This is a genomic window from Pseudomonas sp. SMV7 (genome assembly GCF_052041995.1).
Taxonomy (GTDB): Bacteria; Pseudomonadota; Gammaproteobacteria; order Pseudomonadales; family Pseudomonadaceae; genus Aquipseudomonas.
The window spans coordinates 66,750-78,459 of the sequence record NZ_JBKGGT010000004.1 but is presented as its reverse complement, the minus strand read 5'-3'; the positions used below and the strand labels follow the sequence as shown (position 1 = coordinate 78,459).

11 protein-coding genes are annotated in these 11,710 nt (G+C 64.0%); 4 read left to right on the top strand and 7 right to left on the bottom strand.

Annotation, left to right across the window (positions count from 1 at the left end; translation table 11 throughout):
• Positions 1 to 175 precede the first annotated feature (175 nt).
• The gene (locus tag ACLEJP_RS06650) at positions 176 to 1,459 is read left to right on the top strand and encodes a GGDEF domain-containing protein (RefSeq protein WP_225780102.1); all 1,284 of its coding nucleotides are present in this window, start codon (positions 176 to 178) and stop codon (positions 1,457 to 1,459) included.
• Positions 1,460 to 1,582: 123 nt separating this feature from the next.
• The gene (locus ACLEJP_RS06645; protein ID WP_440805022.1) at positions 1,583 to 3,361 is read left to right on the top strand and encodes an acyl-CoA dehydrogenase C-terminal domain-containing protein; all 1,779 of its coding nucleotides are present in this window, start codon (positions 1,583 to 1,585) and stop codon (positions 3,359 to 3,361) included.
• Between the two features lie 280 nt (positions 3,362 to 3,641).
• Here ACLEJP_RS06645 and ACLEJP_RS06640 read toward each other — a convergent pair whose 3' ends face one another.
• Positions 3,642 to 4,565, bottom strand: coding sequence for a LysR family transcriptional regulator (locus ACLEJP_RS06640; protein WP_440805021.1), 924 nt, complete (start codon positions 4,563 to 4,565; stop codon positions 3,642 to 3,644).
• 210 nt (positions 4,566 to 4,775) lie between these two features.
• On the opposite strand from ACLEJP_RS06640, the gene ACLEJP_RS06635 reads away from it, so the two are divergent.
• Complete coding sequence (locus ACLEJP_RS06635) at positions 4,776 to 6,056, top strand: aspartate aminotransferase family protein (RefSeq protein ID WP_440805019.1); 1,281 nt, start codon at positions 4,776 to 4,778, stop codon at positions 6,054 to 6,056.
• Between the two features lie 152 nt (positions 6,057 to 6,208).
• Positions 6,209 to 6,367: a YqaE/Pmp3 family membrane protein gene (locus ACLEJP_RS06630; RefSeq protein WP_009681539.1), complete on the top strand. Its 159-nt coding sequence runs from the start codon at positions 6,209 to 6,211 to the stop codon at positions 6,365 to 6,367.
• 33 nt (positions 6,368 to 6,400) lie between these two features.
• Here the strand turns inward: ACLEJP_RS06630 and ACLEJP_RS06625 are convergent, their stop codons facing one another.
• The 6 genes from ACLEJP_RS06625 to pqqA form a co-directional block, all read right to left on the bottom strand.
• The gene (locus ACLEJP_RS06625) at positions 6,401 to 8,221 is read right to left on the bottom strand and encodes an alpha/beta hydrolase family protein (RefSeq protein ID WP_440805017.1); all 1,821 of its coding nucleotides are present in this window, start codon (positions 8,219 to 8,221) and stop codon (positions 6,401 to 6,403) included.
• On the bottom strand, positions 8,187 to 9,347 hold the full coding sequence (gene pqqE / locus ACLEJP_RS06620; RefSeq protein WP_440805016.1) for a pyrroloquinoline quinone biosynthesis protein PqqE: 1,161 nt from the start codon (positions 9,345 to 9,347) through the stop codon (positions 8,187 to 8,189). The genes ACLEJP_RS06625 and pqqE overlap by 35 nt, the downstream gene beginning before the upstream one ends.
• The gene (gene pqqD, locus ACLEJP_RS06615; RefSeq protein ID WP_440805015.1) at positions 9,319 to 9,594 is read right to left on the bottom strand and encodes a pyrroloquinoline quinone biosynthesis peptide chaperone PqqD; all 276 of its coding nucleotides are present in this window, start codon (positions 9,592 to 9,594) and stop codon (positions 9,319 to 9,321) included. Before pqqD ends, pqqE begins: the two co-directional genes overlap by 29 nt.
• Positions 9,591 to 10,346 (bottom strand): pyrroloquinoline-quinone synthase PqqC, encoded by a 756-nt coding sequence (gene pqqC, locus ACLEJP_RS06610; RefSeq protein WP_003255592.1) that lies wholly within the window; start codon positions 10,344 to 10,346, stop codon positions 9,591 to 9,593. The genes pqqD and pqqC overlap by 4 nt, the downstream gene beginning before the upstream one ends.
• 156 nt (positions 10,347 to 10,502) lie before the next feature.
• Complete coding sequence (gene pqqB, locus ACLEJP_RS06605; RefSeq protein WP_440805014.1) at positions 10,503 to 11,414, bottom strand: pyrroloquinoline quinone biosynthesis protein PqqB; 912 nt, start codon at positions 11,412 to 11,414, stop codon at positions 10,503 to 10,505.
• Between the two features lie 79 nt (positions 11,415 to 11,493).
• Positions 11,494 to 11,565 carry a pyrroloquinoline quinone precursor peptide PqqA gene (gene pqqA, locus ACLEJP_RS06600; RefSeq protein WP_003243383.1) on the bottom strand — a complete coding sequence of 24 codons (72 nt, stop codon included), beginning with the start codon at positions 11,563 to 11,565 and terminating at the stop codon, positions 11,494 to 11,496.
• Positions 11,566 to 11,710: the final 145 nt, after the last annotated feature.

The window sequence follows — 11,710 nt, the reverse complement described above, 5'->3', positions numbered from 1 at the left end:
CACCGGTTGTAACCGAAACCCGCCTGCCCTCACCGGCAGGCGGGTTTTTTTGTTTCAGGCCCGGCGCGGTGCCTTTGCCGGAACGCTGCCTGATTTGAAATTCAACTGTTCATGTGCACTGCCGATGAAGTATGGGCACAATGCCACCATTGATCTGCCGGGTTGGAGATTACCCTTGCTTCGTCTTAACGCTGTTCGCGCGAGCCACTTCCTGCCTTCGCTGATCCTGTTGCTGGCAGGCCTCGCCGCGGCTTACGTGAGAGACCTCAGTGTCTTTTTCACATCGTTGTTCAATGTCCTGCCCACCTTGGTCCTGCTGCTGGGCGGTGCCTACTGCGCGGTGTACCGCCGCCAGCGCGAGCTGTTCCTGATGCTCACGGTGTATATCGCCTACTTCCTGCTCGACACCCAGACCGACTTCTACCGTGACCATGGCCGCGTGCGCGAAGATGCTGCGGTAATCTTCCATTTGGTGTGCCTGCTGTTGCCTACCCTGTTCGGGCTGTACGGTGCCTGGCAGGAGCGCACCCACCTGCTGCAGGACCTGGTTGCCCGTGGCGCCGTGCTGTTCGCCGTGGGCAGCGTGGCGGTGGCCCTCGAACAGAGCTACCCCGAAGCGCTGCTGACCTGGCTGGCGGAAATTCGCTGGCCGTCATTGCATGGCCAGTGGATGAGCCTGATCCAGATGGTCTACCCGTTGTTCCTCGGCGTGTTCATCCTGCTGGTGGTGCAATACCTGCGCGCCCCGCGGCCGCTGCACGCCGCGTTGATCTCGGGCCTGCTGGGGATTTTCTGGATGTTGCCGCAAACGTTCATCCTGCCGTTCACCCTCAACATCATGTGCAGCCAGGTAATGCTGATGATCGCGGCGTCGGTGGCTCATGAGGCCTACCAGATGGCCTTCCGCGACGAGCTGACCGGCTTGCCGGGGCGCCGCGCGCTGAACGAGCGCATGCAGCGCCTGGGGCGCAACTACGTGATTGCGATGACCGACGTGGACCACTTCAAGAAGTTCAACGATACCCACGGCCACGACGTGGGCGACCAGGTGCTGCGCCTGGTCGCCAGCCGCCTGTCCAAGGTGACCGGCGGTGGCCGGGCCTACCGTTATGGCGGCGAGGAATTCGCCCTGGTATTCGCTGGCAAGACAGCCGAAGAATGCGTGCCACACGTGGAAGCCGTGCGTGAAGTGATCGCCAATTACGTGATGCACCTGCGCGACCAGCATAACCGCCCGCAGGACGACAGCGCCGGGCGCCAGCGACGTGCGGGCAGCGCGGGCGGGACGGTGTCGGTCACCATCAGCATCGGCGTGGCCGAGCGCCAGGCCGATCATCGCAACCCCGAGGCAGTACTGAAATCCGCCGACCAGGCGCTGTACAACGCGAAGAGTGCAGGGCGCAATTGTGTCATGGTGCACGGGCAGCAATCGCAGCGTGGCGCAGTGCGCATGGCGTGACCGAAACTGACTATACGGTCTAGTGATGACCCTATGTCTCGTAAAAGTTGTTCGGTTACACTGCTCGTTACCCAGTGTCGCGGTTCCCCGAGACCGCCCCGACCCGACTAGCGAGAGGTTGTCATGGCTGATTATAAAGCGCCCTTGCGCGACATGCGCTTCGTACTGAATGAAGTCTTCAACGTGGCCGAGCAGTGGGCGCAATTGCCCGGGTTGGCCGAGGTTGTCGATGCCGACACAGCCATGGCGGTGCTGGAAGAGGCCGGCAAGGTCACTGCCAGGTCTATCGCGCCGCTCAGCCGGGCCGCCGATGAAGAGGGCTGCCACTGGGACCAGGGTGCCGTACGCACCCCGGTCGGTTTCATCGAGGCCTACAACACCTACGCCGAAGGCGGCTGGGTGGGCGTGGGCGGCGACCCACTGTTCGGCGGCATGGGCATGCCCAAGGCCATTTCGGCGCAGGTCGAGGAAATGGTCAACGCCTCCAGCCTGGCGTTCGGCCTCTATCCGATGCTGACCGCCGGTGCCTGCCTGTCGATCAATGCCCACGCCAGTGAGGCACTGAAGGAAAAGTACCTGCCGAACATGTACGCCGGTGTGTGGGCAGGCTCCATGTGCCTGACCGAGCCGCACGCCGGTACCGACCTGGGCATCATCCGCACCAAGGCCGAGCCCCAGGCCGACGGCAGCTACAAGGTCAGCGGCACCAAGATCTTCATCACCGGTGGCGAGCACGACCTGACCGAGAACATCATCCACCTGGTGCTGGCCAAGCTGCCGGATGCACCGGCAGGGCCGAAAGGCATTTCGCTGTTCCTGGTGCCGAAGTTCCTGGTCAATGAAGACGGCAGCCTCGGCGCGCGCAACTCGGCCACCTGTGGCTCGATCGAACACAAGATGGGTATCCAGGCCTCGGCCACCTGCGTGATGAACTTCGACGAAGCCGTTGGCTATATCGTCGGCGAGCCGAACAAGGGCCTGGCGGCGATGTTCACCATGATGAACTACGAGCGCCTGGGCGTGGGTATCCAGGGCCTGGCCTCGGCCGAACGCTCCTACCAGAACGCCGTGGAATACGCCCGCGATCGCCTGCAGAGCCGCGCCCCGACCGGGCCGCAAGCCAAGGACAAGGCCGCCGACCCGATCATCGTCCACCCCGATGTGCGCCGCATGTTGCTGACCATGAAGGCACTGATCGAGGGTGGCCGAGCCTTCTCCACCTATGTGGCCATGCAGCTGGACAGTGCCAAGTACAGCGAGGACGCCGGCGTGCGCAAGCGCAGCGAGGAGCTGGTGGCATTGCTGACCCCCGTAGCCAAGGCCTTCCTCACCGACCTTGGCCTGGAGTGCGCGGTGCATGGCCAGCAGGTGTTCGGCGGGCATGGCTACATTCGCGAGTGGGGGCAGGAGCAGTTGGTGCGCGATGTGCGTATCACACAGATCTACGAAGGCACCAATGGCATCCAGGCCCTGGACCTGATGGGGCGCAAGGTGGTGGCCAGTGGTGGGGCGTACTACCGCCTGTTCTCCGACGAGATTCGCCAGTTCATTGCCAGTGCAGGTAGCCAGCTGGAGGCATTTGCCAAGCCGCTGGCAGCCAGCCTCGACCAGCTCGACGGGCTGACCGAATGGGTGCTGGAACAGGCCAAGGGTAACCCGAATGAAATCGGCGCGGCTTCGGTCGAGTACTTGCACGCCTTTGGCTACGTGGCCTACGCCTACATGTGGGCGTTGATGGCGCGGGCGGCGCAGGCCGGTGACGGGGATCAGGCGTTCTACGCCGGTAAGCTGGGTACGGCGCGGTTCTACTTTGCGCGGTTGTTGCCACGGGTGGATTCGCTGGTGGCTGCGGTGAAGGCGGGCAGTGAATCGCTGTACCTGCTGGATGCCGAGCAGTTCTAACAGGTTTTGGGGCCGCATGGCGGCCCCGTTTCCCGGGCCATAGGCGAACAAAGCTGCCCGTGTAAGCTTTTTCCTACATGACGTGGTGACTTTTCACCACTGTTATCACATTGGATCCACGGTTAATCTTTCCCACATGGACGTTGCGCAGGAAGCGCAAAGTACAGATCAAGGAAGACAACGAAGGACCACCTGCCAGGATGGCGGGGCGATACGGATGTCACAGGGAAACAGTCTGGAAAACCCCGCTTAGGCGGGGTTTTCTTTGTGCGCGCGTTTTTCAGGCGAGCACATCCAGTGGCGATGCCCCCGACAGGCGGGCATCTGTCTCCTCCTCCAGCAGCGTGCGCAGCAGCTCCACAGAGGCCTGCTGGCGCTGGGCATCGCGAAATACCAAGCCAACCTTGAGCGGCACGCGCGGCTCGCTCAACGGCTTCCACAGCAGCGCCTGGTCTTCCTCGGCAGCCTCCTTGGCCCGGCCAGGCAGGATGGTCGCCAGCGCGGTGTGGGCGAGGCTGTCGAGTATCCCTGCCATGTTGTTCATCTCGGCCTGCACCTGCGGCCGACGCCCCAGGCTGGCCAGCTGCGCCTGCCAGATCTGGCGGATCTGGAATTCCTCACCCAGCATCAGCATGGGCAGCTCGGCGGCCTGGCGAATGGATACCTTCTTGAAGTCCTTCAGCGGGTGCGTCGCGGGGATGACCAACTGCAGCTCATCTTCGTACAACAACAGGCCATGCAGCCCCGGCTGGCGTGGCGGCAGGTAACTGATGCCGATGTCCAGGCTGCCGTTGAGCAGGCGCCGCTCGATTTCCAGCCCCGACAATTCGTAGATCTGCACCACAAGGTGCGGCTGTGCCCTGCGCAGGCGTTCGAGCAGTTGCGGCACCAGGCTGGGGCGCACGGTCTGCAGCACGCCGATGGCCAGGGTACGCAGCGACTGGCCCTTGAAGTTGCGCATGGCCTCGTGGGCGCGTTGCAGGCCGTCGAGCAGCGGCAGGGCGTGGTTGTACAGGGTATGCGCAGCCAGGGTCGGCAGCAGGCGCTTGTTGCTGCGCTCGAACAGGCTCAGGTCGAGGCTGTGCTCCAGCTGGCGGATCTGTTGGGAAAGCGCCGGTTGGGACAGCGACAGGCGTTCGGCGGCGCGGCCCACATGGCCCTCTTCATACACCGCGACGAAATAACGCAGTTGACGAAAATCCATAAGTGATACTTATCGAAAATGCTGGAAAAACGAAATGGTCGAAACCCCCTGCGAGGCCTAGTCTATCGCTGTATTCCAAAGGGTTACAGCGATGAATGGTTCGATTGTTACCCTGGATGAAAAACACTTTTGATAGGCAAGGCAAAATATCGAGTGACGGCATCCAGACCGCACCGACAACGCCTTCCGCTGTGACTGGTTGGAGCCCTGATGAACCTGTTCAAGCTGCGCCGCCCGGCCCTCGCCACCGTCGCCGAGCCCAAGCGTGCGCCGGTGATCGTGCCGCAAGCGTCGCAGCTGTCGCATGAGCGACTGATGCCTGGCAGCGAACGTGCAGCGCAGGTATTCGTACGTGGCCAGGGTTCCTGGCTGTGGGACAACGAAGGGCATGCCTACCTGGACTTCACCCAAGGTGGCGCGGTCAACAGCCTGGGGCACAGCCCCAGCGTGCTGGTCAAGGCACTGGGCAACCAGGCCCAGGCGCTGATCAACCCGGGGGCAGGGTTCCACAGCCGTGGCCTGCTCGAATTGGCCGACCGCCTGTGCCAGAGCACCGGCAGCGACCAGGCCTACCTGCTCAACAGCGGCGCCGAAGCGTGCGAGGGCGCGATCAAGCTGGCGCGCAAGTGGGGCCAGCTGCACCGCAACGGCGCCTATCACATCATCACCGCCAGCCAGGCCTGCCATGGCCGTAGCCTGGGTGCGCTGTCGGCATCCGACCCACTGCCGTGCAATCGTTGCGAGCCCGGCCTGCCTGGCTTCAGCAAAGTGCCGTTCAATGACCTGGCGGCGCTGCACGCTGAGGTGGACTCACGCACCGTGGCGATCATGCTCGAGCCGATCCAGGGCGAGGCGGGTGTCATCCCGGCGACCCAGGAGTACCTCAAGGGGGTAGAAACCCTCTGCCGCGAACTGGGCATCTTGTTGATCCTCGATGAAGTGCAGACCGGTATCGGCCGCTGTGGTGCGCTGCTGGCCGAAGAAACCTATGGCGTGCGCGCCGATATCGTCACGTTGGGCAAAGGCCTGGGCGGCGGCGTGCCACTGGCGGCATTGCTGGCCCGGGGCACGGCGTGCTGCGCCGAACCAGGCGAACTGCAAGGCAGCCACCACGGCAACGCGCTGATGTGTGCTGCGGGCCTGGCGGTGCTGGACGCTGTACTCGAGCCTGGCCTGCTTGCCCAGGTGCGGGACAACGGGCGCCACCTGCGAGAAGGCCTGAGCCGCCTGGCCGGGCGTTACGGCCAGGGCGAAGTGCGTGGGCAGGGCCTGCTATGGGCGCTGCAACTGAAGGAAAACCTGGCCCGCGAGCTGGTGGCCGCCGCCCTGCATGAAGGCCTGCTGCTGAATGCCCCGCAGGCGGATGTGCTGCGCTTTTCGCCGGCCCTGACCGTGAGCAAGGGCAACATCGACGAAATGCTGCTGCGCCTGGCCCGCGCCTTTGCCCGCCTGCACACCCGCCAGCAAGCCCGCCGGGAAATGCCGGCATAGCGTACTGGCGAAACCGAGAATTCTACGAACCGTCTGGCGTTCCTGCGCATCGCCCCTGGCCTGTTTCATTCGGCCCGGGGCGTTTTTTTTGCGGGTGGAACCTCTGCGGCGGGTGGCTAGTCTGTGAGGTAACCCCTACAGGAGAGACTCACATGGACTTCATACGCATCATCATCGCCATTATCCTGCCGCCGCTGGGTGTGTTCCTGCAGGTGGGGTTCGGCGGGGCGTTCTGGCTGAATATTCTGCTGACCTTGCTGGGGTACATTCCGGGGATCGTGCACGCGGTGTACATCATCGCCAAGCGCTGAGCCCTTTTGGGGCCGCAAGGCGGCCCCAGGATCTCAGCCCCTCAACACCCGGCAATAGAACTTCCATTCTTCTTCCAGCGCGTGCGCCAGGTTCTCGGCCTTGCGGAACCCGTGCCGTTCGCCTGCATAGAAGTGCCCTTCGGCATCGATCCCGCTAGCCTGCAACGCTGCCAGCATCGAGCGCGTCTGCTCCGGCACCACCACCGCATCCAGTTCGCCCTGGAAGAAAATCACCGGCACCTTGATCTGCCCGGCATGCAGCAGCGGCGTACGCTGGCGATAACGCTCGGCGTCCTGCAGCGGGTCACCGATCAACCAGTCCAGGTAGTCACCCTCGAACTTGTGCGTGGCCCGGCCCAGCGCCAGCGGGTCGCTGACCCCGTACAGGCTTGCGCCGGCGCGGAACACGTCATGAAACGCCAGGGCACACAAAGTGGTATAGCCGCCGGCGCTACCGCCACGGATGAACGCCTTGTTGCGGTCGACCAGGCCACGGTCGGCGAGGTATTCGACTGCCGCACAGGCATCGGCCACGTCGCTTTCCCCCCAGCGCAGGTGCAAGGCCTGGCGGTAGTCCCGACCGTAGCCGGTGCTGCCCCGGTAATTGAGGTCGGCTACGGCGAAGCCGCGTTGGGTCCAGTACTGTACGCGCGGGTCGAGCACCGGATAACAGGCCGAGGTCGGGCCGCCATGGATGAACACCACCAGCGGTGTGGCCCCTTGTGAGCGGGCTGCCGGGTAGAAGAAACCGTGCGCCTGATGGCCGTCACTGCCATAGTGGATCGGCTGCGGCAGGCTGATCTGCGTGGCCGAAAGCACTTCGGCGCCACCGGCCAGTACGCTGACCTGGTGGTTGCTGCGGCTGATGCTGATGACTGCCGGCGGGCTGATCGGCGATGCGGCGATGGCGTACAGGTGCTCGTCATCCATGGCCAGGCTGCGAAAGCGCGTATAGGCACTGGCGAATCGCTCCAGGCCATTGGCGCTGCGTAGCCCCAGCTGCCCGAAGCCGTCTTCGAACCAGCTGGCCAGGTAGTTTTGCGGGCCCAGCGCCAACCAGGTGCTCGCACCTAGTTGCCAGGGTGCGGCGGCATGGTCTGCCGGCTCGGCAGGCAGCGCCTGCCAATCACCATCAACCTCGCCCCAGGGTTGCCAGAAGCCGTTACGGTCGGACAGGCAGTAAAGCCTGCCTTGTGCATCGAAGCGTGGCTGCTGCAGCGACTCATCGGCACCGGCCACGGACTGCGCGGGCCCCCATTGGCCGCTGTCATCACGCCTGCAACACATCAGCCGGGTGACCGTCCAGGGCTGTGCCGGGCGGTCCCACTCGATCCATGCCAGGCGCTGGCCATCGGCACTCACGGTAGGCGAGGCGTAGAAGTCGGCGCCTTCGGCCAGCACTTGCCGGCTGCGCTCAGCCAGTGCCACCAGCCGATGTTCGACCCGTTCGCCATGCTGCTCCTCGACCGCCAGCACCAGGCCAGCGTGCCACTGCAGGTCGCCGTAGCGGCAGTTGGCGCGGTCGGTCAGGGCGCGTGGTGGCGTTGCTGCCAGGCCCTGGGTATACACGTGCTGGTCCTTCTCGTTGACGAACAGCACGCCGTCGCCACCCAGGCAGAAGCTGCCGCCGCCATATTCATAGACGCGGCTGCGCACACTGAAACCATCGGGGGTCAGGCAGCGGGCCTGCTGGTGTTGCCATTGCCAGATGCGGCATGCGCCGTCGGCGGGGCGGAACTCGTTCCAGAACAGCCCGGCAGCGCTGACCTTGAGTTCGGCGAAGTCGGTGCCGGCGGCGACTGCCTGCGCCGCGCTGAATTCAGCCGCGGGCGATGACACGGGAGTTTCGCTCATTGCGGAAGGTCATCTGTTCGATGGCGAGCTGGGCGCTTTCCGCCTCCTCGCGGGCCTTGAGGATGATGCCATGGTCGGCCGACTTGGCGCACACCGGGTCGGCGTTGCTGGCATCGCCGGTAAGCATGAAGGCTTGGCAGCGGCAGCCGCCGAAGTCCTTTTCCTTTTCGTCGCAGGAACGGCACGGTTCGGGCATCCACTCATAGCCACGGAAGCGGTTGAAGCCGAACGAGTCGTACCAGATGTGCCGCAGGTCATGCTCGCGCACGTTGGGGAACTGCACCGGCAATTGGCGCGCGCCGTGGCACGGCAGCGCGGTGCCGTCCGGGGTGATGGTAAGGAACAGGCTGCCCCAGCCGTTCATGCACGCCTTGGGTCGTTCTTCGTAGTAGTCCGGGGTGACGAAGATCAGCTTGCACGGGTTGCCTTCGGCCTTGAGCTTGTCGCGGTATTCGTTGGTGATGCGTTCGGCCCGTTCGAGTTGCGCACGGGTCGGCAGCAGGCCCAGGCGGTTGAGGTGGGCCCAGCCGTAGAACTGGCAAGTGGCAAGCTCGACGAAGTCCGCTTCCAGGGCGATGCACAGCTCGATGATGCGGTCGATCCTGTCGATGTTGTGCCGGTGGGTGACGAAGTTGAGCACCATCGGGTAGCCGTGGGCTTTCACCGCGCGGGCCATTTGCAGTTTTTGCGCAAAGGCCTTCTTCGAACCGGCCAACAGGTTGTTCACCTGTTCGTCGCTGGCCTGGAAGCTGATCTGGATATGGTCCAGGCCAGCCTTCTTGAAGTCGGCGATGCGCGCCTCGGTCAAGCCAATGCCGGAGGTGATCAGGTTGGTGTAGTAGCCCAGTCGGCGCGCCTCGCCGATCAGTTCGGCGAGGTCCTGGCGCACCAGCGGCTCGCCGCCGGAAAAGCCGATTTGCGCGGCGCCCATTTCCCGCGCTTCGGCCATTACCTTGAACCACTGCGCGGTGCTCAGCTCCTGGCCCTGGGCGGCGAAGTCCAGCGGGTTGGAGCAGTACGGGCACTGCAGCGGGCAGCGGTAGGTCAGCTCGGCCAGCAGCCACAGCGGCAGGCCGACTGCAGGCGTGGGCGGTAATTCAGGCGAGGACGATCCAGTGTTCGGCACGGGCCACCTCCATGAACTGCTCGATGTCGTCGGCTACTTGCGGGACACCGGGGAACTGTTGTTCGAGTTGGGCGATGATCGCAGCCACGTCGCGTTGGCCGTCGATCAGCCCGCCGATCAGGGCCGCGCTGTCGTTGAGCTTGATCATGCCCTCGGGGTATAGCAGCACATGGCCCTTTTGCGCCGGTTCGTACTGGAAGCGGTAGCCGGGGCGCCAGTTCGGCACTTGATTACGGTCGAAACTCATAGGGTGATCCCTTTGTGCCACACCCGTTCCTGGGTGACGGAGTGATAGGGCGGGCGGTTCAGCTCGTAGGCCATGCTCATGGCGTCGAGCATGCTCCAGAGGATATCCAGCTTGAACTGCAGGATCTCCAGCATACGCTCCTGGCCTGCGCGGGTGGTGTAGTGCTGCAGGGTAATCGCCAAGCCGTGCTCCACGTCACGCCGGGCCTGGCCCAGGCGGGTGCGGAAGTATTCATAGCCGGCCGGGTCGATCCAGGGGTAGTGCTGCGGCCAGCTGTCCAGGCGCGACTGGTGGATTTGCGGGGCGAACAGTTCGGTCAGCGAGCTGCTGGCGGCTTCCTGCCAGCTGGCCCGCCGGGCAAAGTTGACGTAGGCGTCCACGGCAAAACGTACGCCGGGCAGCACCAGCTCCTGCGAGCGCAGTTGGTCCGGGTCCAGGCCCACGGCCTGGCCCAGGCGCAGCCAGGCTTCGATACCGCCGTCTTCGCCGGGGGCACCATCATGGTCGAGCAGGCGCTGGATCCATTCGCGGCGTACTTCGCGGTCCGGGCAGTTGGCCAGGATCGCCGCGTCCTTCATCGGGATGTTGACCTGATAGTAGAAGCGGTTGGCCACCCAGCCCTGGATCTGCTCGCGGGTGGCGCGGCCCTGGTACATCGCCACGTGGTACGGGTGATGGATATGGTAATAGGCGCCCTTGGCGCGCAGGGCCTGCTCGAATTCGGCAGGGGACATCGGCAGTGCGTCGCTCATTCGGCTGGCTCCTGTATAGCTGAGTCTCGGCTCACCTCGCCCCCTGTGGGAGCGGGCATGCCCGCGAACACCGGCGAAGCCGGTGCCATACACCGTGTCGGATTTTTCGCGGGCATGCCCGCTCCCACAGGGTTTGTGTCACCTCAAGGGCTGTGCTTACAACTCGATACTCATGCCGTCGAAGGCCACTTCCACGCCTCGGCGCAGCACTTCGGCGCGCTCGGGCGAGTCTTCGTCGAGAATCGGGTTGGTGTTGTTGATGTGGATAAGCACCTTGCGCTGGCGCGGGAAGCCCTCAAGCACCTCCAGCATGCCGCCAGGGCCGTTCTGCGCCAGGTGGCCCATTTCACGCCCGGTACGGGTGCCCACGCCACGGCGTTGCATCTCGTCATCTTCCCACAGGGTGCCGTCGACCAGCAGGCAGTCGGCGCCGTCCATCAGCTTCAGCAACTGGTCGTCCACCTGGCCCAGGCCCGGGGCATAGAACAGCTTGCCGCCGGTGCGGGTGTCCTCGACCAGCAAGCCAAGGTTGTCGCCCGGGTGCGGGTCGAAGCGGTGCGGCGAATACGGCGGCGCAGCGCTGCGCAGGGGAAACGGGGTGAAGCGCAGGTTGGGGCAGGCGTCGATCACGAAGCTGCCTTGCAGTTCGATGCGATTCCATTGCAGGCCGCCGTTCCAGTGGCTGAGCATGTTGAACAGCGGAAAACCGGTGGTCAGGTCCTGGTGGACCATGTCGGTGCACCATACCTGGTGTGGGCAGCCTTCGCGCAGGCTGAGCAGGCCGGTGGTGTGGTCGATCTGGCTGTCCAGCAGCACGATGGCATTGATGCCGGTATCGCGCAGGGCACGGGCCGGCTGCATCGGCGTAAAGGCCTGGAGCTGGGCGCGGATATCGGGCGAGGCATTGCACAGCACCCAGTGCACGCCGTCGTCCGACAGGGCGATCGACGACTGGGTGCGCGCCGTGGCCCGCAAGGTGCCGTCACGGTAGCCCTTGCAGTTGGTGCAGTTGCAGTTCCACTGAGGGAACCCGCCACCGGCGGCGGAACCGAGAACCTGGATATACATGGCCACTCTCTATGCAGAAAACCGTAGCGAATAAACGAAAACGCCCCGGCAGGCCGAGGCGTTGAACCGTAAGCCAGGCTTAGCGGTTGGCGAAGTACATGGTGACTTCGAAGCCGATGCGAAGATCAGTGTAAGCAGGTTTGGTCCACATGGAATTACTCCTTCCGGATGAGGGTTGGGTTTGTCAGCTAATACTAGGGTACCGCCATGAGCTGGAGGTTCCCTTGAATCGGGATTGCGCTATCTTACAAGAAATAGGTGTACCGAAAGGTTAATTATTAAGAAAAGTGCCCTTG

Excerpts from the sequence above, each read along its gene's own strand:
- ACLEJP_RS06645 (WP_440805022.1), top strand. The coding sequence starts at position 1,583 with ATGGCTGATTATAAAGCGCCCTTGCGCGACATGCGCTTCGTACTGAAT.
- pqqD (WP_440805015.1), bottom strand. The coding sequence starts at position 9,594 with ATGAGTTTCGACCGTAATCAAGTGCCGAACTGGCGCCCCGGCTACCGC.
- ACLEJP_RS06635 (WP_440805019.1), top strand. The coding sequence starts at position 4,776 with ATGAACCTGTTCAAGCTGCGCCGCCCGGCCCTCGCCACCGTCGCCGAG.
- pqqB (WP_440805014.1), bottom strand. The coding sequence starts at position 11,414 with ATGTATATCCAGGTTCTCGGTTCCGCCGCCGGTGGCGGGTTCCCTCAG.
- pqqC (WP_003255592.1), bottom strand. The coding sequence starts at position 10,346 with ATGAGCGACGCACTGCCGATGTCCCCTGCCGAATTCGAGCAGGCCCTG.
- ACLEJP_RS06630 (WP_009681539.1), top strand. The coding sequence starts at position 6,209 with ATGGACTTCATACGCATCATCATCGCCATTATCCTGCCGCCGCTGGGT.
- ACLEJP_RS06625 (WP_440805017.1), bottom strand. The coding sequence starts at position 8,221 with ATGAGCGAAACTCCCGTGTCATCGCCCGCGGCTGAATTCAGCGCGGCG.
- ACLEJP_RS06640 (WP_440805021.1), bottom strand. The coding sequence starts at position 4,565 with ATGGATTTTCGTCAACTGCGTTATTTCGTCGCGGTGTATGAAGAGGGC.